This is a genomic window from Pseudomonas sp. CFSAN084952, from assembly GCF_009648855.1.
In the GTDB taxonomy this organism is placed as follows: Bacteria; Pseudomonadota; Gammaproteobacteria; order Pseudomonadales; family Pseudomonadaceae; genus Aquipseudomonas; species Aquipseudomonas paracarnis.
On record NZ_CP045767.1, the window covers coordinates 6,266,381 to 6,291,851 of the forward strand.

Below are 25,471 nucleotides of genomic sequence, written 5' to 3' on the forward strand. Positions count from 1 at the left end.
CCCCATGTTTGAGCGCCTTATCCAATTCGCCATCGAGCAGCGCATTATCGTGTTGCTGGCGGTGCTGTTGATGGCCGGTGTCGGCATCGCCAGCTATCAGAAACTGCCCATCGACGCGGTACCTGACATCACCAACGTACAGGTGCAGATCAACTCGGCGGCGGCCGGTTTTTCGCCGCTGGAAACCGAGCAGCGCATTACCTTTCCCATCGAGACGGCCATGGCCGGCCTGCCGGGCCTGCAGCAGACGCGTTCGCTGTCGCGTTCCGGTTTGTCCCAGGTCACGGTGATTTTCAAGGACGGCACCGACCTGTTCTTTGCCCGCCAACTGGTCAACGAGCGTCTGCAAGTGGCGCGCGAGCAATTGCCCGACGGCATCGAAACTGCGATGGGGCCGATTTCCACTGGCCTGGGGGAAATTTTCCTATGGACCGTCGAAGCCGAGGACGGTGTGCGCAAAGAGGACGGTACGCCTTACACCCCCACCGACCTGCGGGTGATCCAGGATTGGATCATCAAACCGCAGCTGCGCAACGTGCCAGGCGTGGCCGAGATCAATACCATCGGCGGCTTCGCCAAGGAATACCAGATTGCGCCAGACCTCAAGCGCCTGGCCGCCTACAACCTGACGCTCAACGATCTGGTCACGGCGCTGGAGCGCAACAATGCCAACGTCGGCGCCGGTTACATCGAGCGCAGCGGCGAACAGTTGTTGATCCGCGCGCCGGGCCAGGTGGCGTCTATCGACGACATCGCCAACATTGTCATCACCACCTCGGACGGCACGCCGATCCGCGTGCGCAATGTGGCCCAGGTCGACATTGGTCGTGAGCTGCGTACCGGCGCTGCCACCGAAAACGGCCGTGAGGTGGTGCTGGGCACGGTGTTCATGTTGATCGGCGAGAACAGCCGCAGCGTGTCCCAGGCGGTGGCGAAAAAGCTTGAGGAGATCAACCGCTCGCTGCCCGAAGGTGTGGTGGCCGTCACCGTCTACGACCGCACCAACCTGGTGGAAAAAGCCATCGCCACGGTGAAGAAAAACCTCTTCGAAGGTGCGTTGCTGGTGGTGGCGGTGTTGTTCCTGTTCTTGGGTAATATCCGTGCAGCGCTGATCACGGCGATGGTGATTCCGCTGGCGATGCTGTTCACCTTCACCGGCATGTTCACCAACAAAGTCAGCGCCAACCTGATGAGCCTGGGCGCGCTGGACTTCGGCATTATCGTTGACGGTGCGGTGGTGATCGTCGAGAACGCCATCCGCCGTCTGGCTCATGCGCAACACCGTCATGGCCGGTTGCTGACCCGCAGTGAACGCCTGCACGAAGTGTTCGCCGCGGCCAAGGAGGCGCGACGCGCGCTGATCTTCGGGCAGTTGATCATCATGGTGGTGTACCTGCCGATCTTCGCCCTCACGGGCGTGGCCGGGAAGATGTTCCACCCCATGGCCTTCACGGTGGTGATTGCCTTGCTCGGCGCGATGATTCTGTCGGTGACCTTCGTACCGGCGGCGATTGCGTTGTTTGTCACCGGCAAGGTCAAGGAAGAAGAAAACATTGTGATGCGCAGTGCACGCCGGGTGTATGACCCGGTGCTCAACTGGGTGATGGTGCGTCGGCCCTTGGTGTTCGGCCTGGCCGCACTCACCATCGTCGTCTCGGGTCTGGTTGCCAGCCGCATGGGCAGTGAATTTATCCCCAGCCTCAGCGAAGGCGACTTTGCCCAGCAGGCGCTGCGTGTGCCCGGCACCAGCCTGACCCAATCGGTGCAGATGCAGCAGCAACTGGAAAAAACCTTACTGGCCCAAGTGCCGGAAATCGAGCGGGTGTTTGCACGCACCGGTACGGCGGAAATCGCCTCCGACCCGATGCCGCCGAATATTTCCGACAGCTACGTGATGCTCAAACCCAAGGACCAATGGCCGAACCCGAAGAAGTCCCGCGAGGCAATTATCGCTGACATCCAACGGGCCAGCGCGATTGTGCCGGGCAGCGTGTATGAGCTGTCGCAGCCGATCCAGTTGCGTTTCAACGAGCTGATTTCCGGAGTGCGCAGCGATGTGGCGGTGAAGGTGTTTGGCGATGATATGGCGGTGCTCAACCAGACAGCTGGGGAAATCGCCGAGACCTTGCAGAAGCTCAACGGCGCCTCGGAAGTGAAGGTGGAACAGACCTCCGGCCTGCCGGTGCTGACCATCAATATCGACCGCGACAAGGCCGCTCGCTTTGGCCTGAATGTAGGTGATGTGCAGGACACCATCGCCGTCGCGGTCGGTGGGCGCCAGGCCGGTACGCTGTACGAGGGTGATCGGCGTTTTGATATGGTGGTGCGCTTGTCCGATACGTTGCGCACCGATATCGACGGCTTGTCACGCCTGTTGATCCCGGTGCCGGCGCTGGCGAGTAGTACCTCGGGGCAGTTGGGCTTTATCGCCTTGTCCCAGGTTGCCAGCCTCGACCTGGTGCTGGGCCCCAACCAGATCAGCCGCGAGAACGGCAAGCGCCTGGTGATCGTCAGCGCCAACGTGCGCGGGCGCGATATCGGCTCGTTTGTCGAGGAGGCCGAAGCCGCCATCACCACCCAGGTGAAAGTCCCTGCCGGTTACTGGACCACCTGGGGCGGCCAGTTCGAACAGTTGAAGGAGGCTTCTGAACGCTTGCGCATCGTGGTGCCGGTGGCGTTGCTGTTGGTGTTCGGGTTGCTGTTCATGATGTTCAACAACCTCAAGGACGGCCTGCTGGTGTTTACCGGCATCCCATTCGCGCTCACCGGCGGGATCATGGCCTTGTGGCTGCGTGATATTCCGCTGTCGATTTCGGCGGGTGTGGGCTTTATCGCCTTGTCGGGCGTGGCGGTGCTTAATGGCCTGGTGATGATCGCCTTCATCCGAAACCTGCGCGAGGAAGGTCGCTCATTATCGGTGGCGATCCACGAAGGCGCGTTGACCCGTCTGCGCCCGGTGCTGATGACCGCGCTGGTGGCGTCCCTGGGGTTTATCCCCATGGCGCTCGCCACCGGCACCGGTGCCGAAGTGCAGCGCCCATTGGCGACAGTGGTGATTGGCGGGATTATTTCTTCGACCTTGCTGACCTTGCTGGTGCTGCCGGCGTTGTACCAATGGGCTCATCGCCGCGATGAAGAGACCGCCTGACAACCGTGAAAACGCCGCAACCCCCCTGGGGGAGCGGGCTTGCTCGCGAATGCGCCGGGTCAGTCGATACCTTTACTGACGGATACACCGCCTTCGCGGGCAAGCCCGCTCCCACAGGGGGCCAACTGTGCTTCCAGAGCCTGGGGAAACACCAGGCTGAACCGCGTAAAACGCCCAGGCTGGCTGGTGACATGAGCATGCCCCTGATGCAAATGCATGATCGATTTCACGATGGCCAGCCCCAGCCCGGTGCCGCCCTCGGCACGGGTGCGGCTGCTGTCGGCGCGGTAGAAACGTTCGAACAGGTGCGGCAGGTGGTGCGCTTCAATGCCTCGCCCCGGGTTGCCCACCGACAGCGATACGCTCTGCTCGTAGGTCTCCACCAACAGCAACACGGTAGAGGCCTCGGGTGTGTGGCGAATGGCATTGGAGAGCAAGTTGGAAATCGCCCGCTGGATCATCAGCCGATCGCCCGTCACCCAGGCATCGCCGCGCAGGCTCAGGGTGATGTGTTTGTCTTCGGCACTCAGGGCAAACAACTCCATCACCCGCTGGGCTTCCTGCGCCAGGGACACCTCGGTGAATGAGGCCCGGGCCGCCGGGTGGCTGACCTGCGCCAGAAACAGCATGTCGCTGACAATCCGCGCCAGGCGTTCGAGCTCTTCGGTGTTGGATTCCAGCACCGCCTTGTATTCCTGCGGCGGGCGCTGGCGCGACAGGGTCAACTGGGCCTTGCCCATCAGGTTGGTCAAGGGCGCGCGCAGTTCGTGGGCCAGGTCATCGGAGAATTGCGAGAGTTGCTGCACCCCGGCGTCCAGGCGGTCGAGCATCACGTTGATGCCGTGGGCCAGTTCACCCAGTTCGTGGGGCAGGTTGTCCACAGACAAGCGATGGGTGAGGTCTTGGGTGGTGACTTTCGCCGCCACCTGGCTGAACTGCTTCAACGGTGCCAGGCCCCGTTGCACCAGCCACCAGGCGCCCATGCCAATCAGTATCAGCAGTAGCGGCAACGCAATCAGCGTGGCGCGCAGGTAGGCACTGAGCAATGCCTGGTCGTCCATGCGGTCCAGGGACAGCAGCACCCGCACGCGTTCACCGTTGGCCAGGCGCATCAAGCTGGAGGCACTGAGTATCTGGTTGCCGTAGCTGTCGACCCAATTGAGGTAGCCCAGGGTTTCCCGTGGCTTGAAGTCGGTGAGCAGTGGCTCCTGGGGCTTGCTGCCGACGTTCAGCAGCACGCTGTTATCGGGCGCGGTGCCGACGATGGTCAGGTGGAAATTGTCGTGGCCGATCACCAGGTCCATCAGCGAGTGCGGGCGGCCGCGAATGGCGTGGGCGTCCAGGCCCAGGGCCAGGCTGTGCTGGATCTGTTCCATTTTGCTTTCCAGGTTCTTGCGCGCGAGTTTTTCCAGCTCATGGGTGAGGGCCAGGTAGGCCAGGGTCGCCAGCAGCAACACCAGGCCCGCGCCCATCAGGCTGACCGTCAAGCCCAGGCGCATCGACAGGCTGCCGGTCTTCATGGGCGCGCTTCCAGCACGTAGCCCACGCCGCGAATAGTGTGGATCAGCTTGACCTCGCTCTGGTCATCCACCTTGGCGCGCAGGCGGCTGATGGAGACTTCGACCACGTTGGTGTCGCAGTCGAAATTCATGTCCCACACCAGGGAAATAATCTGCGTACGGGTCAGCACTTCCCCGGCCTGGCGCATCAGCACTTGCAACAGGGCGAACTCCTTGGTGGTCAGGTCGATGCGCCGGGTGCCGCGATAAGCGCGGTGGCGGCGCGGGTCCAGTTCCAGGTCCGAGACGCGGAACACTTCCGGCTGTGGAATGTGCTCGCTGCGACGCATCAGGGTGCGCACGCGGGCCAGCAGTTCGGGAAACTCGAACGGCTTGACCAGGTAATCGTCGGCGCCCATGTCCAGGCCCTTGATCTTGTCAGCCAGCCGGCCACGGGCGGTGAGCATCATCACGCGCTGGGTGCCGTTGCGGCGCAATTCTTCCAGTACTTGCCAGCCATCCTTGCCCGGCAGGTTGACGTCCAGAATCACCAGTTCATAGGCGTGTTGCCCTGCCAGGTGCAGGCCGTCGACGCCATTGGCGGCGCAGTCGACCACGTAGCCACTTTCGTTCAGGCCCTGTTGCAGGTAGTCGGCGGTTTTCTGCTCGTCTTCAACCACAAGAATACGCATGGGGGTTACCTCTTGAATTAGGGGGAGAGAAGGCGCCCATGTCCCTATGGCGGCGGTTTCGGAAGTGGGAAAAGTCTGAAGGCTGAAGTAACTCTAGGGTCAACTGCGACCGTCGGTCGCACCGCACCGCAGGCAAAAAAAACGCCCCAAGCGGGGCGTTAAAAATTCATCTCTTTCCAAAGGAGCTACACAAAAGCTTCAGAGATGAATGTGCTCGGGTGAATAAGTTGAAGCGAGTATAGAAAGTTCCACTTAACGAGAAGCTGAGGCCAATATTACAATTTTGATAACTGGCTATTTGTGAACAGATGTTAGTTAATCGCGAGCGAATGTAAGGGCTACAGCACGACCAATGGGTATTCGGCAATCAGACGAACTTCTTCCAGGTCTGACTCGAACGCACTGGAGCGCACGGTGGCCTGGCGCAAGCGCAGGGACAAATCTTTCAAACGCCCACTTTGCACCACGTACTTGGCCTCGATATCCCGTTCCCAGCGGCGTTGATCGGTCAAGGGGTTACCCGCTGCATCGCGGCGCATATACACGGCATTGGCGTTGCTATAGTCGGCGCCGGTGCCTTTGCCGTAGCGGGTCATGAACGACAGGCCGGGAATGCCGAACGCCTGCATGTCCAGGTCGTAGCGCAGCATCCATGAGCGCTCCTTGGGCGCGTTGAAGTCGCTGTACTGGATGGAGTTGTTGAGGAAGATCGAGTCTGACTGGCGCAGGTAATCAAAATCATCGTCGCCGTTGTTGCGCTGGTGCGACACGGCCAGGCTGTGGGCACCGACCTTGACCCCGAGCCTGGCGCTCCAGATGTTGTTGTCGAACTCGCCGAGCCGTTTCTGGCCTTCGTCCACGGCCTTGTAATAGTTGAAGTCGCCGAACAGCGACACGTCGTCGGTCAGCGCGTAATTGGCATTGCTGCCGAAGTAGTACTGGTCCCAGGCGTCCTTCAAGCGGCTGCTGTACAGGCTAAAGCCCAGGTGGCTGTTGAGCTGATAGTCACCGCCGAAGTAGGCGATCCAAGGCGAGTCGACCTTGCCTGCATAGAAGGTGGCAAAGCCTTTGTTCATGCCGCTTTCACTGGGCTGGCTCATGCCGCTCAGGCGCCCGCCTTGCAGGCTCAAGCCTTCCAGGCTGGTGTTTTGCAGGGTGACGCCGCGAAAGCTCTCGGGCAACAGGCGAGAGTCGCCGTAGGCCACCGCCGGGGTGAGTGGGAACACGTCGCCGGCCTTGATCACCGTGTCCAGCACGCGCAGTTTCGCCGCGCCGCCGATTTTGCTGTAGCTGTCTTCCGGCTGGTTGTCGCTGTTCACCGGCAGCACGCCGAACGAGCCTTTGCCGCCGCTGCGGCCGCTGCCCGAGTCAAGCGTCAGGCCGTACATGGCGAACGCGTCCAGGCCAAAACCCACGGTGCCCTGGGTAAAACCGGATTCGAATTTGCCGATAAAGCCCTGGGCCCAGGCTTCGGAGTAACCATTGCCAGTGGGGCTGGACTGGCCTTTGCGGTCATCGCGGTTGAAGTAGAAATTGCGTGCCAGCACGTTGATGCGGCTGCCCTCGATAAAACCTTCGGGCTTGTCCTCCACCGCCAAGGCGGCCATGGGCAGTGCAGCCATCAGTGAAAAGGGAAGGGTGTAATGACGAATGCTCATGATGCGCTCCTCGGTGATGGCAGTTATCGGCTTCTTATAGAGGCGGGCGTTTTTATTGATCTGGCCCTGGCTGATAGTTGCAAACGACGGATAACAGCTGCATGGCGCGAAGATTACAATTCTGGAAACTAACGGCCATCTAACAAATAAGTAATGTTCTGGTGAACCTGGCGTCAGGGTGGGTTGGTTAATCTCGACACTGAACTTTTCAGTCGAGGAAACCGCGATGAACTTTTATAAAGCAGGTTTGGCTGTATTAACGGCTGTGTTGTCATTCGGCGCACTGGCCGAAGGGGGTGGGGATCGCACCTTTGCCCTGATGATGGAGCGCAATGAGAAAGCCATGGCCGCCTACGCCATCAAAAAAGGCAAGCCGGTGCCCGAGGTCCAGGCGTACCGCTATGGCATGGACCTGGACATTGCCAAGGTCGTCAACGTGACGCCGCCGATCCGCTCGTGCAACGCCGTGCCGTCGCGCATGACCTATGAAGACTCCAGCGGCAAGCTCAATACCCTGGAATATCAGGTCATGGGCGTATGCCGTAACAATGGCGGTTGAAAATATAGTTCGGCCCAGGGCTCAAGCGCTCTTCAGAAAACCCCGGCAGCGCCGATGCAAGGGAGTACACCCACCTCACTTGCCTAACGGTGCCCCATGTTCAATACCCGCCTGAAGCAGGAGCTGACCGCTCTGCGCGAAGAATTGTCGAGCTTGCTTCAGGTGAAAGAGAGCCTGGAAAGCGAAATGCTCTGCCTGACGCTGGACCCTGAAGGCCGTGTGGAGTGGGCCAATGCCAACTTCCTGCAGGAGCTGGCTTACTCGCTGGGCGAGATTGTCGGGCGCGCGATCGAAGACTTGGTGCCGGCCCACGTGCGCCAGGACGAGTTCCAGCTGCGCTTCAAGCACGCGCTGGCCCGCGGCGAACACTTTGCCGGCGCCGTGCGCCTGATGCGCGGCAATGGCAAGGAAGCCTGGTTGCGCTCAATCGTGCAGCCGGTGCGCAGTTCTGAGGGGCGCATCAAGCAGTTTTCGATGTTCTCCAGCGACCTTACTCGCACCATCGAGAGTTCGCGTGAACATGAAAACCTGATCACCGCGCTGATGCGTTCTACTGCGTTGATCGAGTTCGATCTGGAGGGGCATGTACTCACCGCCAATGACCGCTTCCTCGGCGCCATGGGTTACAGTCTGGCGCAGATCGAAGGCAAACATCATCGTATGTTCTGTGAACCACAGGAATACAACAGTGCCGAATACCAACGGTTCTGGAAGCGCCTGAACGCCGGTGAGTTCGTCGCCGCGCGCTTCAAACGCGTGGACAGCCACGGCCGCCTGGTGTGGTTGGAGGCCACCTACAACCCGGTGCTGGACGCCAATGAGCGGTTGTACAAAGTGGTCAAGTTCGCCACGGTCATTACCGACCAGGTCAACCGCGAGCAGGCGGTGGCCGAGGCCGCCAATATTGCCTACAGCACCTCGTTGCAAACCGACGACAGCGCCCAGCGCGGTACCACTGTAGTCACCCAGGCCGTGGACGTGATGCGCGACCTGGCCCAGCACATGCAGCAGGCCGGCGAAGGTATCGAGGCGCTGAATGCCCAGTCCCAAGTGATCGGCAGCATCGTCAAGACCATCAGCGGCATTGCCGAGCAAACCAACCTTTTGGCGCTCAACGCCGCCATCGAAGCGGCGCGTGCCGGTGAACAGGGGCGGGGCTTTGCGGTGGTGGCCGATGAAGTGCGGCAATTGGCGTCACGCACCAGCAAAGCCACCGAGGAAATTGTCGGTGTGGTGCGCCAGAACCAGGACATGGCCCGCGACGCGGTGGCCTTGATGGCCGACGGTCGTGCGCAAGCCGAGCAGGGCCTGGCCCTGGCGGCGGAGGCGGGTACCGTGATCGTCGAGATTCAGGACGGTGCGCAAAAGGTGGTGAGTGCGGTCGGGCAGTTTGCCAATCAGCTGTCGAGCTGACCTGTCGGGCTTGTGCTTGAGGTATCGTAGGTCTTTTCTCGCTTGCAGAGCTGATCGACCATGAGCCCTACGTTCCGTCGCCCCGTACCACTGTCCAAGGCTTACCGTTTGCTCAACCACGGGCCGACCGTGTTGGTGAGTGCAGCCCACAACGGCCAGCGCAATATCATGGCCGCTGCCTGGGCCATGCCGCTGGATTTCGAACCACCGAAAGTCGCGGTGGTGCTCGACAAGGCCACCTGGACCCGCCAACTACTGGAAGGCGCCGGCACTTTTGTGCTGCAGGTGCCTTGTGTTGTGCAGGCTGATCTGGTGCAGACGGTGGGCAATACCCGCGGCGTTGAAACCGACAAATTCGCAGCCTACGGCCTGCACACTTTCAGCGGTGAGCACACCGGGGCGCCGATGCTGGAAGGCTGCGTGGCTTGGCTGGAATGCCGCCTGCTGCCCGAGCCGCATAATCAGCAGGCCTATGACCTGTTCCTGGGCGAAGTGGTCGCGGCCTATGCTGATGAGCGGGTATTCAGCGAGGGCCGCTGGCATTTTGAGGGGCATGATGAACTGCGCACGTTGCACCATGTGGCGGGCGGAAACTTCCTGGCCATTGGTCAACCGGTTGTCGGGCGCCAGCTCTGACAGAGGCGCAAAGCCACGAAGATCAACTGTGGGAGCTGGCTTGCCTGCGATGGCATCATCTTGGTGTACCTGATGTACCGAGGTGTCTGCATCGCAGGCAAGCCAGCTCCCACATGGGGTTTATGGTGTCTTCAGGTTCGTGGCATGCACTCGAGGGTGCGGTTTACTACGGTCTTGGCCATCTCCAGCAAGTGCCATGCGGCATGGATTCGGGCGCGGTCGTGGGGTTGCAGGTGATCGCAACAGTCCCACACCGTGGCCGATGCGCTGTTGATCAGATGGGAAATATAGAGTTGAGCGTCTTCGAAGCTGAGTTCTTCATTGACGACTAGGCAATCCATGGGTGGATCGGGAAGTGCTTTGGTCATGGTGTAACTCCTGATTAAGGCAGAAGCCGGCCCAGTCGCGACTAAACGAAGGGTGGCGGCTGTACGCAGGTTAGTCGACCGGCTAATCAGGAAAATCCGGCGCACCCGAGGGTGCCCTGCGCACAGCCACCATAAAACCTCATGGAGGACCATGCGCCTGATTAGAGTCCGGGCGACTAAACCCGATCACTGAAAAGGCAGTGACGGGCCGAAGACTAGCCATCGATTCCAACAGGCACAAGGCGGCAGGGATTGTCTCGGAAACGTCCTGCAATTTAAAGGGACGCAGCTTGCTGGCCCTTTACAAACCATGACCAAATGCCAGCAACGCCACCTCATCCAACTGTGGGAGCTGGCTTGCCTGCGATAGCGGTGTGCCTGATACACCTAGGTGTCTGCATCGCAGGCAAGCCAGCTCCCACAGTCCAACCCAGTACTCAGCGTCCGAGCATTTTCACCCAACGCGATGGCGGCATGCCGTAGGTGCTGCGAAATTGGCGGGTCATGTGGCTTTGGTCGGTAAAGCCTGCGGTCATCGCCGCATCCACCAACGATTGGCCCTGGGCCAACAAGTGGCGCACCAGGTCCAGTCGGCGCATGGTCAGGTAGCGGTAGGGGCTGGTGCCGAATAACAAACGAAAATCCCGCGATAACGCCCACCGGTCGCGGCCGGCGTGGTCGGCAATTTCATCCAGGGTGATGCTGCGGCCCAGGGCGCTGTGGATGAATTCACGGGCGCGTTCGGCCGCGATGTAGTCGAAGGATTTACGGCGGATGATGGCCCCGGACGCAGCGCTCAGCGCGTGGGCCAGGTCGAACATAGCGTCTTGTTCTTGCATCGGGTCTATCGGGCAATCCAGGCTCTGCAGCAACACTTCGCTGGCGCGGTGCAGCCGTGGGTCGGTGGACAAGCCGCCGGGGATAAACGGCAACGGCTGGCCACCGAGGATCTGCTGGATCAGCGCCGGCTCCACATAAATCATCCGATACTTGAAGCCTTCGTCGCTGCCGGCGCGACCGTCATGGGTTTCATCGGGGTGGATCACCATGGTGGTGCCAGGCAGGCTGTGGGTCGTGCCGCCGCGATAATGAAAACTCTGTACGCCGAACAACGTGCGCCCGATGGCGTAGGTGTCATGGCGATGAGGGTCGAAGGCGAAGCCGGCAAAGTACGCCTCGATACGGTCAAGGCCACTGGCGTGGGGTGCGCGGTGCAGCCAGTCGAGGGAGTGGATGGGGTTGCCCATGGTGACTTGTCACAAAAGGAAGTGGAAACACGTTAACTGAGTCTGCACCGGTTGTCTGCTGGGGTCTTGTACGATTGTGCAGGTATTGGGCAATGCACATCGGGTAGCGAATCGCTGACCACCCATGGTAAGAAGCCTTACTTTCAACAGTGAGGCCGGGTCATGAGCAAGGTGCGGGTAGGGATTATTTTTGGGGGGCGTTCGGCTGAGCATGAGGTCTCGCTGCAATCGGCGCGCAACATTGTCGATGCCCTTGATCGCTCACGCTTCGAGCCGGTTTTGATCGGTATCGACAAGGCCGGTCACTGGCACCTTAATGACACCTCGAACTTCCTGCTCAACCAGGAAAACCCGGCGCTCATCGCCCTCAACCAGTCCAACCGTGAATTGGCCGTGGTGCCCGGCAAGGCCAGCCAGCAAGTGGTGGAAACTTCCGGGCAGGGCATGCTGGAACACATCGACGTGATCTTCCCGATTGTCCACGGCACCCTCGGTGAAGACGGTTGCCTGCAAGGCTTGCTGCGCATGGCGGACTTGCCCTTCGTCGGTTCCGACGTGCTCGGCTCGGCGGTGTGCATGGACAAAGACATCAGCAAGCGCTTGCTGCGCGACGCGGGCATTGCGGTCACGCCGTTCATCACCCTTACGCGAGCTAATGCGGCGCGCACCTCTTTTGAAACGGCCGCTGGCAAGCTCGGTGTGCCGATGTTCGTCAAGCCCGCCAACCAGGGTTCGTCGGTGGGGGTAAGCAAAGTCGGCAGCGAAGCCGAGTACCGCGCTGCCGTTGAACTGGCGTTGGGGTTTGATGAGAAGGTGCTGGTGGAGTCCGCCGTCCAGGGCCGTGAGATCGAATGCGCCGTGCTGGGCAATGACCAGCCCATCGCCAGCGGTTGTGGCGAGATCGTGGTGAGCAGTGGTTTCTATTCCTACGACAGCAAATACATCGATGGCCAGGCCGCCCAGGTAGTGGTGCCGGCGGCGATCAGTCATGACGCCAGCGAGCGGATCCGCAGCCTGGCCATTGAGGCGTTTGAAGTGTTGGGCTGCGCCGGGTTGGCGCGGGTGGATGTGTTCCTGACGCAGGACGGCGAAGTGCTGATCAACGAGATCAACTCACTGCCCGGTTTTACCCGCATCAGCATGTACCCCAAGCTGTGGCAGGCAGCGGGCATGAGCTACAGCGAGCTGGTGAGCCGGTTGATCGAGCTGGCGCTGGAGCGGCATGCGGGGCGCAAGGGCTTGAAGATCAACCGCCAGTGATTGGCCCGAAGCAGTAACGCGATCAGGCGTTACTGAGTACTTCGCGAAAAACGTCCGGCCTTATGGCCGCAATATGCAGTAGCGAACGTGCTGCTCCGGAAGGTGCGCGACGCCCTTGCTCCCATTCTTGAAGGGTTCTTACTGACACGCCCAGAAGCTCGGCAAATTTGGGTTGTGAGAGCCCTGTCTTGCTTCTTGCTTCGGCAGCCTGAGTGACCTCAACGTGCTGCACGGCACCGTAACGTCCCGCTTTGACATCCTGAATGGCTGTGAGTAGTTCTTCGCCTATATTGCGTTTGGCGTCACGTTCCTTCAGTTCTTTATCAGTGAGTGGCATGGTTCATTTCCTTTGCGATTTTGTACAGGATATGTGCCGGAATATTCTCCGTGGCGCTCTTGCCATAAATCAGTAGCGCGACGACTGCTCCGCACTCCAGTTGTGTGGTGTAGGTGACCCGCACTGATCCACTTTTACCCCGGCCCTCCATGCTCCAGCGTATCTTTCGGCAACCTCCCGAGCGCGGAATGACATTTCCAGCATCAGGATGGCTGGCGAGAAACGCCATGAAGATACCTTTTTCATCTTCAGTCCAATAGTCAGGCCATTGCCTGCTGAAGAGAGGGGATTCTATGAGAGTGAACACGCGAAATTCTACGTCTTTGACGTAGCCTCTGGCAAGAAAGGGCGGGCCAGAAAATCGCAGGTGAGATGGGGCTGCTCAAGAAGGTTTTTATCGCAAAAGATGACATGGCACTTTGAGTTCTGGCGCTCCGCGTAGGATTTAAGGCGTAAGGGTGCAGGTCTTTTTTTATAAGCCTGTACGGATAGATCAACACCTTAATCACCCAACGCCTCACCTTCACGCCGAGGGTCCGCGCCACCACTGAGCGTCACCTTGCCCTGGGCATCCCGTGTGCGCACGATGGCCTGCACGCCGCTGGTCATCTCGATCTCGCTCAGGGCGTGGCCCTTGTCCTTGAGCGCCTGTTTAAGCGCCGGGCTGAACAGCCCAGCTTCCAACTCGGTAGCACCATTGCGACTGCCGAAGTTGGGCAGGCTGATGGCCGCCTGCGGGTCGAGCTTCCAGTCGAGCATGGCCACCAGGGATTTACTCACGTACTCGATGATCTGCGAGCCGCCGGGGGAGCCGACGGTAGCCAGCAGTTCGCCCGAGTTGCGGTCGAACACCAAGGTCGGCGCCATGGCCGAGCGTGGGCGTTTGCCCGGTTGTACGCGGTTGGCTACAGGCTGGCCGTTTTCTGCGGGGATGAACGAGAAGTCGGTCATCTGGTTGTTGAGCAAAAAGCCCTGGACCATCACATGAGAGCCGAATGCTGCTTCAACCGTGGTGGTCATCGACACGGCGCCGCCCTGGTCGTCCACTGCCACCACCTGTGAGGTGGAGATGCGCAGCGGCGAGCGGTCTGGCGCATACGCTACCTGAATACCGGCGGGTTGGCCGGGCTTGGCGATGCCCATGCTGCGTTCGCCGATCAGCGTGGCGCGCTGCGCCAGGTAACTCGGTGCGACGAGGCCGGCGACGGGTACGGGGGTGAAGTCTGCATCGGCCACGTACAGCGCGCGGTCGGCAAAGGCCAGGCGCCCGGCTTCGGCGAGCAGGTGCACGGCCTCGGGTGTCGGCTCAAGCCCGGCCGGCGAGGCACTCTTGACCGGTGTCATAGGGGCGATGGCCAGGCGCGGGGTGCGGGTTTCCAGCGCCTGCAGTGTCCCGAGGATCTGCGCCACGGCAATCCCGCCCGAGGACGGCGGTGGCATGCCGCAGACCTTCCATTGTTTGTAGTCGGTGCACAGCGGTGCGCGCTGCTTGGCGGTGTAGCTCTTGAGATCAGCCTGGGACAGGCTGCCGGCATTGCGATGGCCCTGCACCTTGCGTGCGATCTCATCGGCAATCGATCCTTGGTACAACGCATCCGGCCCTTCCTTGGCGATGCGCTTGAACACCGCGGCCAGAGCCGGGTTTTTCAACAGCGTGCCGGTGGCTTTTGGCGAGCCATCGGCATTCAGGAAGTACGCCGCCATGTCGGGCGATTGCGCGATAAAGCGGTCAGCCGCGATCAAACTGTGCAAGCGTGGGGAAATGGCGAAGCCTTGCTCCGACAGGCGAATCGCCGGTTCAAACAGCTTGGCCCATGGCAAGCGGCCGCTCTTTTGGTGCGCCATCTCCAGGGCGCGCAATACCCCTGGAGTGCCCACCGAGCGCCCGCCAATCTGCGCATCCGTGAACGCCATGGGCGTACCGTCGGCCTTCAGGAAAAGACGCTCCGTGGCCCCGGCCGGCGCAGTTTCGCGGCCGTCATAAGCCTGCACGTTGTGCCCATCCCACAGCATGATGAACGCACCGCCGCCGATGCCGGAAGACTGCGGTTCCACCAGGGTCAATACCGCTTGCATGGCAATCGCCGCATCAATGGCTGAACCGCCTTGACGCAGCATTTCACGCCCGGCTTCAGCGGCCAGCGGGTTGGCGGCGGCGGCCATATGGCGCTCGGCGTGGCGGGTGCTCAGGTCGGTGCGGTAGCCCGAGCCCAGCTCTGGCGCCGGAGGCTGTTCGTTGACGGGCGTGTGGCAGGCGGTGAGGGCCAGGGTTGCGGCGATGACTGTCAGGCTGCGGCGGGAAATCAAAAACACGCGCTGAACTCCGTTCATGTTGAGAAGGTGCTGTGGTCCTTGGGCTACTGCGTTGTTTACAGGTAAATCGTGCCTTGCATGTACAGCACGGCCTTGCCGGAAATAATCACCCGGTCACCCTGCAGTTCACAGCGCAGCTGGCCCTTACGCTGGCCGCCTTGCTCGGCGCTCAATTGCGATTTGCCCAGGCGCTCGGCCCAGAAAGGTGCCAGCGACGTGTGCGCCGAGCCGGTAACCGGGTCTTCATTAACGCCCACATTCGGGCCGAACCAGCGCGAGACAAAATCAAACCGAGTGCTTTTAGCGGTCACCGCAACCCCGCGTTTAGGCAGGCCTTTGAGCCGCGCAAAGTCCGGTGTGAGAGCCGCCACCTGTGCTTCATCTTCCACCAGCACGATGTAGTCGTCGGTGCCAAACACCTCGGCGTTTTCAAGCCCCAGGGCGCTCAACATGCCGTGGGGCGGCTCGCAGCGTTCGGGTTTTTTGGCCGGAAAATCCATCGCCAGCTCATCGCCGTTGCGCGTTACCCGCAACTCGCCGCTACGGGTGGCAAAGCGCAGAACCTGCGGGGCGTCCGCCAACTTGTGGATCAATACCCACGCGGCTGCCAACGTGGCATGGCCGCACAGGTCCACCTCAACTTCCGGCGTGAGCCAACGCAACTCATAGAACTCGCCACGGGGTACAAAGAACGCGGTTTCCGAAAGATTATTCTCGGCTGCAATCTGCTGCAGTTGCTCGTCGGCCAGCCACTCAGTGAGTGGGCACACCGCTGCCGGGTTGCCGCCGAAGGGATGGTGGCTGAAAGCGTCGACTTGGTAGATGTCCAGTTGCATCGGGGCACTCCGTGTTTAGGGGAGGCAGGACACTAACAGTGGGGTTGGGGGGGCGTCAAAATACAGTTGGGGAGTTTTTTTGCGCGCATAAAAAAACGGCCTACCTTTCGGTAAGCCGTTTTTAGTACTTGGTGGCTACACAGGGACTTGAACCCCGGACCCCAGCATTATGAATGCTATGCTCTAACCAACTGAGCTATGTAGCCAAGTGGCGCGCATTATTCGCTTGGAACGGCAATGCGTCAAGCGTTTTTGTTGAAAATTTTTCTACGCTTTCAACTGTTTAAGCCAAAGCGCTGATTTTGGCGACGGGCGGTGGCGAATGCACCGTGCATGAGGGGAGCGCAAGCGCTAAGCGTCTTCGAGAGTCTACTCACGGGCCCAGTCCGACAGTGTTGGGCAGATATCCCTGTCGCCCAACGCTTGACTGGCTAGTTCAACTTACTGATGCAGTGGGGTGTGGGTGACGCGCTTGAGCTGTTCGCGTGCCCGTGACAGGCGCGAGCGCACGGTGCCGATAGGAATGTCCAGTACGTCGGCGGTGTCCTGGTAACTGCCGTCGGTTTCCAGGGAGGCATACAGTGTTCTGCGCATCTCTGTGGGCAAGTGATCAATTGCGCTCAGGGTATTTTCCAGGCGTCGGTTGACCTCGAATTCCCAATCCAGGCTGTGGTTTTCTTCATGGCCATGCCACAGCGACTCGTCGAATTCGCAATGAGAGGGCTTGGCATACAGGCGCCGGAAGTGATTGCGGATCAGGTTCTGCGCGATACCGCACATCCAGGTGCTGAGCGTCGCGGTACCACTGAAGCGCTCGCGATTGCGCCAGGCCTCCAAGTAAGTCAGTTGCAATAGATCATCCGCGTCTTCCGGGTTGAGGACCCGTTTGTGAATGAAGCGCCGCAGTTTTTTCTGTTGATCGTCTGTCAGATGGAGCATGAATTGAGGCGAATTGCCACCAAGGTGAACTAAAGCTTCAATAGGGATATTCATGATTTTTTCCTTAAGGTAGACGCAGTCGAAAACGTATCGACAGGAACCCGATTGCACTGCGTGTGCCAAAGAGAAAAAATCGTTTAATAGCTTGATATACATAGATAAATATTTTGAATGGAGGTGTTTTTACGCAGACTTTTGCACGGGGGAACAGGTGCCTGTGCAAGTCTTTTCAAACCCGGCTCAGCCTCAAATTTCTATGGAACCGTATGGGTGGGCCTCGCCACACAGGGAAAACACTCTTCCTGAACTGGCCTGTCCATGAAAGTCGAATCTCGCAACGATGTGCAAACGGTCCAAAGCTCGGATCAACCTGTTATCAACACTGGCTCCGTGCCTGCACCTGCGAAGGGTGTCGACGAACTGGCCCATCTGTTCAATCAGGAAGTGGAGCTCAATAAGCTCCCGCTGGCCCATCGGCAAATGGGCGTGCGCGTGCCTGCGGCTGAAAAGCTGGTGGAGCTTTATGACCAGTTGGGTCACCCGGCCCAGGCGAGCATGGCTTCGGTTTCGCGCCGAATCAGGATGCAGTTGCTGCAAAGCGCCAGTCTCGAAAAATTGCTCGACCTCGCCGGAGGCGACCCGGCGCGTGCTTTCGTGGTGCTCAAGCATGTGGTGAGCGAGGCGGACGCTGAAGTCCGTAAATCCGAAGCGGCCCTGGCACACGCAGCCATCGCCAAGCTGGAGGCGCGTTTCAAGGGCGAAATCCAGGCCGGCCTGAACATCGCCTTAACACTGCAAGCCGCCAGCGTGGACCCCGAGGAGCGCCAGGCCCTACGTGCGCTCTACTACGCCAGCGTGGTCACGCGCCAATCCCTGGCAACAATGATGCAAGCCCTGCTGGGTGTATACGGCGGTGATGGGTTTCAAGAAGGGCTTAACGTGATGCGTAAAGCCCTGGCAGACGATATTGCCGCCTTGGTGTCCTCGGTGCCTACACCATTGCTGCGCTCCTTGCTGGTGGGGCTGCGAAGCTGCGGGCAGTTGAGCGCAGTGCTGGCCAGTTGCGTGACGTGCAAGCAGCGCCTGGAGATGGAGGATGAGGCCGTTACGCTGCTGCAGCGCCTGCTCGGATATGCCAGCAGCGGCATAGGCGCCGATGAAATTCTGCGGTTGGGGAATGAGATGGGGAGTGGTTCGCCTACCAGGCAATTGACAGCTCTCAACGCGCTTTACCCTCTGATCCGGCAGTTACCTTTGGCCTTGTGGCCTGACACCAGAGTCCGTGAGGAAACCTTGTTCAAGTTTGTAGCGGTGATGGACGAACTGAACCGGATCGATGGCGGAACCCAGCGTTCTCCTGAGCTGGCCGAGGCTATGACGTGACTCTGCTGTCGACCATCAATGGCTTACTGCTCAAAGTGGCACAGCGAGCTGAAGTGCTGGGCGCTGTGGTGGTCATGGCCATTATCTTTATCTTTATCGTTCCACTGCCGACCTGGCTGGTAGATATTCTGATTGCTCTCAATATCTGCATATCTTGCCTGTTGATCGTACTGGCGCTTTATCTACCGGGCCCTTTGGCGTTCTCGTCGTTCCCGTCGATCCTGTTGTTGACCACTATGTTTCGATTGGCGCTGTCGATCGCGACCACGCGCCTGATCTTGTTGGAACAGGACGCCGGTGACATCGTTGAGGCGTTCGGCAATTTTGTGGTGGGGGGAAACCTGGCGGTGGGGATGGTGATCTTCCTGATCCTGACCCTGGTCAACTTCCTGGTGATCACCAAGGGTTCGGAGCGGGTTGCCGAGGTCGCGGCGCGATTTAGCCTGGATGCAATGCCGGGTAAGCAGATGTCTATCGACAGCGATTTGCGTGCCGGGTTGATTGACGGTGTGCAGGCGCGCGACAAACGCGATCAGCTGTCGCGTGAAAGCCAGCTGTTTGGGGCCATGGATGGCGCCATGAAGTTCGTCAAAGGCGACGCCATCGCCGGTTTGATCATCGTCGTGGTCAACCTGTTGGGCGGCTTCTCCACGGGCATGTTCCAGCACGGGTTGAGCGCTGCCGATTCCATTTCGTTGTATTCGGTGCTGACGATTGGCGATGGCCTGATAGCACAGATTCCAGCGCTGCTGATCTCTCTGACTGCGGGCATGATCATCACCCGCGTGGCGCCGGATGGACGCAAAGGCGTCAGTAACATGGGCGTCGAAATTGCTCGGCAAATGACCAGCGAGCCCAAGAGCTGGGTGATTGCCTCGGTGGGAATGCTTGCGTTTGCCCTAGTGCCGGGCATGCCTACCCTGGTGTTTATTCTTATCGCGCTGATCACCGGCTGTGTGGGTTACTACCTGGTACGCCAGCGTCAACGACAGGCAGAGCCCGCCAACGAAGCCGCCGAGGTCGTTCGACCTGAAGAGAACGGTAAAGAGGACTTGCGCGGATTTGATCCGTCGCGCCCCTACCTGTTGCAGTTTTCCCCCGTGCTGCGCGGAACGCCTGAGGTGACGGACCTGATTCATGGGATTCGCCAGGCGCGAAACTCGCTGGTCGCCAATATCGGCCTGACATTGCCGCCGTTCGAAGTTGAACTCGATGATTCCCTGGCCGCCGATGAAATGCGCTTTTGCGTGCATGAGGTGCCCATGGTCAGGGCGTCAGTGGTCAACCATGTGGCTGTTGAGCGCAAGGCGCTGACGGTTGAGCCTGAGCACGCCATACCGGGGCTGGCTGAGCGGGATGAACAGGATTGGCTCTGGTTGCCTCCTGATGACCCGCTGCTGGAGGACCCAGAGCTGGAGCGCTTCACGGCTACGCACCTGATCCTGGAACGCATGAGGCAGGCAATGATGCTCAGCGGGCCGCAGTTCCTGGGGATTCAGGAGAGCAAGTCGATCTTGAGTTGGCTTGAGCATAACCAGCCGGAACTGGTGCAGGAACTGCAGCGCATCATGCCGCTCTCGCGTTTTTCGGCGGTGTTGCAACGCCTGGCCAGTGAAGGCGTACCGCTGCGAGCAGTGCGGCTGATTGTCGAGTCGCTGATCGAGTACGGGCAGCATGAGCGTGAGCCGGAAGCCCTGGCCGACTATGCGCGCATTGCCCTCAAGGCACAGATCTACCACCAGTACAGGGAGGCCGATGGCCTGCATGCCTGGCTGTTATCTCCGCAGAGCGAAAACATCCTGCGCGAGGCGCTGCGCCAGACCCAGACCGGCGTGTTTTTCGCGCTGGACGAGAACCACAGCGCGGCCTTTATCAGTTTGCTCAACCAAGCCTTTGTTCTAAGGGCCAAGAGCAAAAGTGTGATGTTGGTGGCGCAAGACTTGCGCAGCCCATTGCGGACCTTGCTGCTGGAAGAGTTCAACCATGTACCGGTGCTGTCTTTCGCTGAGTTGGGAAGCACATCCAAGGTCAAGGTCCTGGGGCGCATAGACCTGGGCCAGGAAGCCTTGATGCGGGGGGCGGCGGCATGAGCCTGCGGCCATGGTTAATACGAAAGAGGGCTCGATAATGTATGAGCTAAGGGTGCTTGATGGCCAGCGCCAGGGCGCTGCGTTGCCGTTGTTTGGCGAGCAATGGAGCATTGGCGCCCAGGCAGATGCTGACTTGGTGCTGAACGATCCAGGGGTTGCCGAGCAGCATGCGTTGCTGCGCTTTTTTGAGGCTAACTGGTCGGTGCAGGCCCAGGCGGAACTGTTGTACGGGGCTGCTGGGCAAGCCATGGCGCAGATCCCGAATCTGGCATTGAACGTGCCCTTTCTGGTGGGCAGCGTAAGGTTGTGCGTCACCCTGGCGGATCAACCGTGGCCCGAGCCTGTGGCGCCGGCGGCCGCAGCGGTGCCATCGCCGGATGAACCCGCGCAGGCACTGATGTTGTCCGCCATTGCGCCCTCGCAGCAAAAGCGCTTGATCAGCCTGGTGCTGGTGATGGCGATCATCATCGCCGTAGTGGGCATGGTCTCGACAGGGGAGCATGAGGCCCAGGCTTCGCTGATGCCTGCGGTGGCTGGCAAACAGGAACTGGCCTCACCGATTGATGTGCGCCAACAGTTGGTGAAGATGCTTGGCGAGCGTGAGTTGAGCCCGCGCATCGGCTTGCAGGTGATCAACGGCCAAGTCGTGCTGAGCGGGGATGTTTCCCAGGAGGATGTGGAGTTGGTGTCGCGGATGCTCAGCCGTTTTGGTGAGCAATTCGACAGTGCGGTGCCGGTGATCAGTCGTGTCCGTGTGCGCGATGAGGCCTTGCCGTTCAGGATTGTGCAGATAGTGGGCGGACCGAACGGCCACGTGGTTCTGGAAGAGGGCAGCCGGCTTTTTCTGGGGGATCAGATAGACGGCCTGCGCCTGGTGCTGATCGACAACAGCAAGGTGGTTTTCGACGGTGCGCAGCGTTATGAGGTGCTTTGGTGAGTACGCAATTGCAAGCGCGTCTCGACGCCTGGCAACAGCGCCAGGCCCAGGCGCTGAGCAGCTTTGCGCCAGTGGCGATGCGTGGTCGCATCCAGCGCGTCAATGGCATGTTGCTGCAATGCCGATTGCCTCAGGCGCGCATCGGCGATTTGTGCCAAGTGGAAAAAGGGCCGGGGGATTTCATGCTCGCCGAAATCATCGGCTTTGATCAGCAGGATGCAGTACTCAGTGCCCTGGGTAATCTGGAAGGCGTACGAGTGGGCGCTGGCGTTGAGCGCCTGGGCGTTTCGCATCGTGTGCAGGTCAGCCAGGCGCTGTTGGGCCAAGTACTGGATGGTTTCGGGCGACCGATTACGGGGCAGGGCGCCAGTGCGTTTGTCGAAGCTGAACTGCCCGATACCAGTGCGGTGCTGTGTGAAGCGCCGTTACCCACCGAGCGCCCGCGGATCAACCGTGCCCTGGCCACTGGGGTGCGTTCCATTGATGGCTTGATGACGCTGGGTGAAGGCCAGCGCGTCGGTCTGTTCGCCGGGGCCGGTTGCGGCAAGACGACTCTGTTGGCCGAGATCGCCCGTAACGTCGAATGCGACGTCATCGTGTTCGGCCTGATCGGCGAGCGAGGCCGCGAGTTGCGTGAGTTTCTCGACCATGAGCTGGATGAGCAACTGCGCTCCAAAGCGGTACTGGTGTGTGCTACGTCTGATCGCTCCAGCATGGAGCGCGCTCGCGCTGCATTCACCGCCACGGCGTTGGCTGAAGGTTTTCGGCGCAAGGGTCAACGGGTGTTGTTGCTGATTGATTCCCTGACTCGTTTCGCCAGGGCCCAGCGCGAAATTGGCCTGGCTGCCGGTGAGCCCCTGGGACGCGGTGGTCTGCCGCCTTCGGTGTACAGCTTGCTGCCGCGTCTGGTGGAACGCGCCGGGTTGACCCGTGACGGTGTGATCACAGCGATCTACACGGTGCTGATCGAGCAGGACTCCATGAACGACCCGGTGGCCGACGAAGTGCGTTCGTTGCTTGACGGCCATATCGTGCTGTCGCGCAAATTGGCCGAGCGTGGGCACTATCCGGCGGTAGATGTGCTGGCGAGCCTTTCACGAATATTGAGCAACGTCGCAGAACCTGCGGATATCCAGGCGGGCACGGCGTTGCGGCGTTTGCTATCGGCGTACCAGCAGATTGAGTTGATGCTCAAGCTGGGCGAGTACCAGCCTGGCAGCGATGCCCTGACGGACCTGGCGGTGAACAGTCGCCAAGCGGTGGATGGTTTCCTGCGCCAGGATTTGCGTGAGCCGACACCGATGGCTGTCACGCTGGAGCAACTCAAGGAGCTGACCGCCCATGTCCCATTCTGACGTACTGCTCGGTGAGGTGGAGACGCTGCGGCGCCTGCGCAGGCACCGGGCCGATCGGGCCGAGCGTGCCCTGCGTGAGGCCAAGCGTGCGCAGCAGGCCCTGCTTGCGCACATCCAGCAGGCCCAGGAAGCACTTGAACAGACTCGGCAGGAGGAAGCCCGGCAAAGTGCGCAGTTGCTCAGTCAGCATCAGGGCCAGACCCTGACCTTGAAGGGGCTGAAATCCTGGCGCGCGCAGGAACACTCCTTATCCGCCAGCACCCAGCGAGAAGAGGGGCAGCTTGAGGCGTTGCGCAGCCAACGGCCAGTAAAAGAAAGCCACGTTGGCAAAGCCCAGAGGCAAGCCACCGAATGCTTGCGACAGGTCGAAAAGTTACAGGAGTTATCACTTTTACTGGCACGGGAGCCGGCATGACTAAGGTTGCTAATAAATCCCCTCAAAGACCGCCCCTGCGGGAGCCACGGGAAGAACGTGAGCCGGGAACAGCGGGCGTGGTGCCCTGGGAGCAAGGGCGACTGTTTGCGCGGCTGTTTGCTGATGAGCGTGAGGGCACAGGGACGGGAGCCTCCTTATCGGGAAAAAAATCAGCATCCGGTATCGCCATGATCGAGGCGCTCGCCGAACAGCTGGCGCCGCGTGTATTGGCCGGTTCGCAATGGCCGTTGCAGGCAGTGTTGTACTTGCCACGTCTGGGACGGATCAATGCCAGCGTGCGCCGAGAACAGAGCGCCTGGACCATTGAGCTGGAAGCAGAACAGGGCGCCACGGCACGCTGGCTCAGTGGCGTACGACAGCAGTGTGAGGAACGTTTTGCGCAAGCGCTGGGGCGGCCAGTCAGCGTACTTGTGCCAAGCGTCGGCAACCTATGATCGTACCGCTACTGACATTCCCGTCGATCAAGAGCGACTTGGTTGCCGCACGCAACCGACTGGGGCGCGGCCTGTACCTGCCGTTCCATGTCGCGGGTCAGGCCGGTGAGCTGCGGCTTGAGCCTGGACGTGCGCCAGTTGGCAGTGAAGCGGTGTGCTTTGACACGCAGTGCGGCGTGCTGGCGCTCGCTAAGGCAGGGCCGTTGCTCAGCCTGATGGGCGAGTGTCCGGTGACCCTCGCTGGGGCCGACAACGAACCAGACTCCTGGTTCTGGGCGTTGTTCCAGTATTACCTGAGCCCCGAAGTGCGGTCGTTGTTGGGTTATGTGAGATTGCTGCACACCGAGCGACCAAGGGGGTTTGGCTGCCGCCTCACCGTGACCCTGGGGGCATCCTGGGCTGAGGGTTATGCCTGGTTGAGCCCCGAAAGCTTTTTGGCCTTGCACGAGGCGAGTTCCTGGCGGGCCACGGCTGCGCCACTGCCGTTGTCGTTTCAATTGGCAATTGCCGTGACCCTTGGGCGGTTGCGGTTACCGATTGTACAGGCCAGTAGCCTGCGGACCGGCGATGTGCTGGTGCTTGAACAGACCTTTTTCCAGGCCCTGGGCAGCGGCTATGTGCAGGTTGGCAGAGAGCGCCTGCACGGGGGCATTGACGATGACAACGGGCGCTTACGTTTCATTCTTACTTCTATCGAGGACATGTCCGTGGACGAAGATTTAGCTGTACCTCATTACTCGGGGCATGAAAACGATGAACCTGTCATGGACGTATTCGGCCCCGAGCCGTTCGATGAGTTGAGCATGACGCTGAACGTACGCTGCGGAACACTGAACCTTACCCTGGGGGAGCTGCGTAACCTCGTGCCCGGCTCGGTATTGGGCATTGCCGGTTTCGCCCCGGGCACGGCGGGACTGTATTACGGTGATCGACCCATCGGCCAGGGACAGTTGGTGGAAGTTGACGGGCGTCTGGGGTTGCAGTTGTCCCGAGTGGTGTTCGGTCGATGATTCTTCAGGGGCTGGACCCGGTAGTTCTGGCGGTATTTCTGGGGGCGTTGTCGTTGATGCCCATGCTGTTGGTTGTCTGCACAGCCTTCTTGAAAATCGTGATTGTGCTGATGATTACCCGCAATGCCATCGGCGTACAACAGGTGCCTCCAAGCATGGCCATCAACGGAATCGCCCTGGCTGCCACCTTGTTCATCATGGCACCGGTGGGGTATGAGATCGCCGAGAACCTCAAGGCTTCGCCTCTGGACATGACCAACGTGCAAACGTTTCTGAGTACCGGCAATGAGGCCATCAACCCCTTGCGTGCCTTCATGCTGCGTAATGTGGACCCGGATGTGCTGACCCATCTATTGGAAAATACCGCACGTCTGTGGCCAGCGAAAATGGCGCAGGAGGTGCAGCGTGAGGATCTTATCCTGCTGATTCCGGCCTTTGTGCTTTCGCAATTGCAGGCGGGGTTCGAGATCGGGTTCCTGATCTACATCCCCTTCATCGTGATCGACCTTATTGTTTCCAACCTGCTGCTGGCGCTGGGTATGCAGATGGTCTCGCCGATGACCATTTCCCTGCCGCTCAAGCTGCTGCTGTTCGTGCTGGTGTCTGGCTGGTCGCGGTTGCTCGACAGCCTGTTCCTTTCTTATCTCTGAGTGGCGTATGGAACCTATCGTGCTGTTCAAGCAGGGCATGTTGCTGGTGGTTGTACTGTCGGCGCCGCCGCTGATCGTGGCGGTGGTGGTGGGGGTACTGACTTCCCTGGTACAAGCACTGATGCAGATCCAGGACCAGACATTACCCTTTGGTATCAAGCTGGTGGCGGTGGGTGTCACATTGATCCTGACGGGCCGCTGGATTGGCGTTGAGTTGATCCAGCTGATCAACCTGACGTTTGAAATGATCGGCCGTTCGGCCCTGAACTGA

General features: G+C 60.2%; 23 protein-coding genes, 1 tRNA gene and 2 pseudogenes. 15 read left to right on the forward strand and 11 right to left on the reverse strand.

Annotated elements, in window-relative coordinates; genetic code table 11:
* Positions 1–4 precede the first annotated feature (4 nt).
* Positions 5–3,148, forward strand: coding sequence for a CusA/CzcA family heavy metal efflux RND transporter (locus GH769_RS28450; RefSeq protein WP_032902210.1), 3,144 nt, complete (start codon positions 5–7; stop codon positions 3,146–3,148).
* A 59-nt stretch (positions 3,149–3,207) separates the two neighbouring features.
* On the opposite strand, the gene GH769_RS28455 is transcribed toward GH769_RS28450, so the two are convergent.
* From GH769_RS28455 to GH769_RS28465, 3 genes are all read right to left on the reverse strand, one after another.
* Positions 3,208–4,668 carry a heavy metal sensor histidine kinase gene (locus GH769_RS28455; RefSeq protein ID WP_032902211.1) on the reverse strand — a complete coding sequence of 487 codons (1,461 nt, stop codon included), beginning with the start codon at positions 4,666–4,668 and terminating at the stop codon, positions 3,208–3,210.
* Complete coding sequence (locus GH769_RS28460) at positions 4,665–5,339, reverse strand: heavy metal response regulator transcription factor (protein WP_014716797.1); 675 nt, start codon at positions 5,337–5,339, stop codon at positions 4,665–4,667. The genes GH769_RS28455 and GH769_RS28460 overlap by 4 nt, the downstream gene beginning before the upstream one ends.
* Positions 5,340–5,677: 338 nt before the next feature.
* Entirely contained in the window at positions 5,678–6,997 is a 1,320-nt protein-coding gene (locus GH769_RS28465; RefSeq protein ID WP_032902212.1) for an OprD family porin, read from the reverse strand.
* A 226-nt stretch (positions 6,998–7,223) separates the two neighbouring features.
* On the opposite strand from GH769_RS28465, the gene GH769_RS28470 reads away from it, so the two are divergent.
* The 4 genes and pseudogenes from GH769_RS28470 to GH769_RS28480 all read left to right on the forward strand — a co-directional run bounded on the left by GH769_RS28470 (position 7,224) and on the right by GH769_RS28480 (position 9,605).
* The gene (locus GH769_RS28470) at positions 7,224–7,556 is read left to right on the forward strand and encodes a DUF2790 domain-containing protein (protein WP_014716799.1); all 333 of its coding nucleotides are present in this window, start codon (positions 7,224–7,226) and stop codon (positions 7,554–7,556) included.
* A 186-nt stretch (positions 7,557–7,742) separates the two neighbouring features.
* A pseudogene (locus tag GH769_RS29540) lies at positions 7,743–8,429 on the forward strand (PAS domain-containing protein); the annotation flags it as partial.
* Between the two features lie 108 nt (positions 8,430–8,537).
* Positions 8,538–8,969 (forward strand): annotated as a pseudogene (locus GH769_RS29545) (methyl-accepting chemotaxis protein); the annotation flags it as partial.
* A 60-nt stretch (positions 8,970–9,029) separates the two neighbouring features.
* Positions 9,030–9,605, forward strand: coding sequence for a flavin reductase family protein (locus tag GH769_RS28480; protein ID WP_032902213.1), 576 nt, complete (start codon positions 9,030–9,032; stop codon positions 9,603–9,605).
* A gap of 131 nt (positions 9,606–9,736) precedes the next feature.
* On the opposite strand, the gene GH769_RS28485 is transcribed toward GH769_RS28480, so the two are convergent.
* Positions 9,737–9,973 carry a hypothetical protein gene (locus GH769_RS28485; RefSeq protein WP_050587211.1) on the reverse strand — a complete coding sequence of 79 codons (237 nt, stop codon included), beginning with the start codon at positions 9,971–9,973 and terminating at the stop codon, positions 9,737–9,739.
* A 437-nt stretch (positions 9,974–10,410) separates the two neighbouring features.
* The gene (locus GH769_RS28490; RefSeq protein ID WP_014716803.1) at positions 10,411–11,220 is read right to left on the reverse strand and encodes an AraC family transcriptional regulator; all 810 of its coding nucleotides are present in this window, start codon (positions 11,218–11,220) and stop codon (positions 10,411–10,413) included.
* A 162-nt stretch (positions 11,221–11,382) separates the two neighbouring features.
* On the opposite strand from GH769_RS28490, the gene ddlA reads away from it, so the two are divergent.
* Positions 11,383–12,480 (forward strand): D-alanine--D-alanine ligase, encoded by a 1,098-nt coding sequence (gene ddlA / locus GH769_RS28495; protein ID WP_020301445.1) that lies wholly within the window; start codon positions 11,383–11,385, stop codon positions 12,478–12,480.
* A gap of 22 nt (positions 12,481–12,502) precedes the next feature.
* Here the strand turns inward: ddlA and GH769_RS28500 are convergent, their stop codons facing one another.
* The 6 genes from GH769_RS28500 to GH769_RS28525 form a co-directional block, all read right to left on the reverse strand.
* Positions 12,503–12,817, reverse strand: coding sequence for a DNA-binding transcriptional regulator (locus GH769_RS28500; protein ID WP_019817027.1), 315 nt, complete (start codon positions 12,815–12,817; stop codon positions 12,503–12,505).
* Positions 12,804–13,046, reverse strand: a complete 243-nt coding sequence (locus tag GH769_RS28505; RefSeq protein ID WP_239688367.1) for a hypothetical protein — start codon at positions 13,044–13,046, stop codon at positions 12,804–12,806. Before GH769_RS28505 ends, GH769_RS28500 begins: the two co-directional genes overlap by 14 nt.
* A 272-nt stretch (positions 13,047–13,318) precedes the next feature.
* A complete protein-coding gene (ggt, locus tag GH769_RS28510) occupies positions 13,319–15,148 on the reverse strand; it encodes a gamma-glutamyltransferase (protein WP_050585621.1) in 1,830 nt (609 codons plus the stop codon).
* 38 nt (positions 15,149–15,186) lie between these two features.
* Positions 15,187–15,966: a PhzF family phenazine biosynthesis protein gene (locus tag GH769_RS28515; RefSeq protein ID WP_020301448.1), complete on the reverse strand. Its 780-nt coding sequence runs from the start codon at positions 15,964–15,966 to the stop codon at positions 15,187–15,189.
* A 129-nt stretch (positions 15,967–16,095) separates the two neighbouring features.
* A tRNA-Met gene (locus GH769_RS28520) sits at positions 16,096–16,172 on the reverse strand.
* Positions 16,173–16,407: 235 nt separating this feature from the next.
* A complete protein-coding gene (locus tag GH769_RS28525) occupies positions 16,408–16,959 on the reverse strand; it encodes an RNA polymerase sigma factor (RefSeq protein WP_014716807.1) in 552 nt (183 codons plus the stop codon).
* A 264-nt stretch (positions 16,960–17,223) separates the two neighbouring features.
* On the opposite strand from GH769_RS28525, the gene GH769_RS28530 reads away from it, so the two are divergent.
* From GH769_RS28530 to sctS, 9 genes are read left to right on the forward strand one after another with little or no spacing between them, the layout of a single operon-like run.
* Positions 17,224–18,288: a TyeA family type III secretion system gatekeeper subunit gene (locus GH769_RS28530; RefSeq protein WP_014716808.1), complete on the forward strand. Its 1,065-nt coding sequence runs from the start codon at positions 17,224–17,226 to the stop codon at positions 18,286–18,288.
* Entirely contained in the window at positions 18,285–20,378 is a 2,094-nt protein-coding gene (sctV, locus tag GH769_RS28535; RefSeq protein WP_032903969.1) for a type III secretion system export apparatus subunit SctV, read from the forward strand. The genes GH769_RS28530 and sctV overlap by 4 nt, the downstream gene beginning before the upstream one ends.
* A 37-nt stretch (positions 20,379–20,415) precedes the next feature.
* Entirely contained in the window at positions 20,416–21,315 is a 900-nt protein-coding gene (locus tag GH769_RS28540) for an FHA domain-containing protein (RefSeq protein ID WP_032903971.1), read from the forward strand.
* Entirely contained in the window at positions 21,312–22,670 is a 1,359-nt protein-coding gene (locus tag GH769_RS28545; RefSeq protein WP_032903972.1) for a FliI/YscN family ATPase, read from the forward strand. The genes GH769_RS28540 and GH769_RS28545 overlap by 4 nt, the downstream gene beginning before the upstream one ends.
* A complete protein-coding gene (locus tag GH769_RS28550) occupies positions 22,657–23,085 on the forward strand; it encodes a YscO family type III secretion system apparatus protein (RefSeq protein WP_014716812.1) in 429 nt (142 codons plus the stop codon). The genes GH769_RS28545 and GH769_RS28550 overlap by 14 nt, the downstream gene beginning before the upstream one ends.
* Positions 23,082–23,540 carry a type III secretion system HrpP C-terminal domain-containing protein gene (locus GH769_RS28895; protein ID WP_177480967.1) on the forward strand — a complete coding sequence of 153 codons (459 nt, stop codon included), beginning with the start codon at positions 23,082–23,084 and terminating at the stop codon, positions 23,538–23,540. The genes GH769_RS28550 and GH769_RS28895 overlap by 4 nt, the downstream gene beginning before the upstream one ends.
* Positions 23,537–24,550, forward strand: a complete 1,014-nt coding sequence (locus GH769_RS28560) for a FliM/FliN family flagellar motor switch protein (protein WP_014716814.1) — start codon at positions 23,537–23,539, stop codon at positions 24,548–24,550. The genes GH769_RS28895 and GH769_RS28560 overlap by 4 nt, the downstream gene beginning before the upstream one ends.
* Positions 24,547–25,200, forward strand: a complete 654-nt coding sequence (sctR, locus tag GH769_RS28565; RefSeq protein ID WP_014716815.1) for a type III secretion system export apparatus subunit SctR — start codon at positions 24,547–24,549, stop codon at positions 25,198–25,200. The genes GH769_RS28560 and sctR overlap by 4 nt, the downstream gene beginning before the upstream one ends.
* A gap of 7 nt (positions 25,201–25,207) precedes the next feature.
* The gene (sctS, locus tag GH769_RS28570; RefSeq protein WP_014716816.1) at positions 25,208–25,471 is read left to right on the forward strand and encodes a type III secretion system export apparatus subunit SctS; all 264 of its coding nucleotides are present in this window, start codon (positions 25,208–25,210) and stop codon (positions 25,469–25,471) included.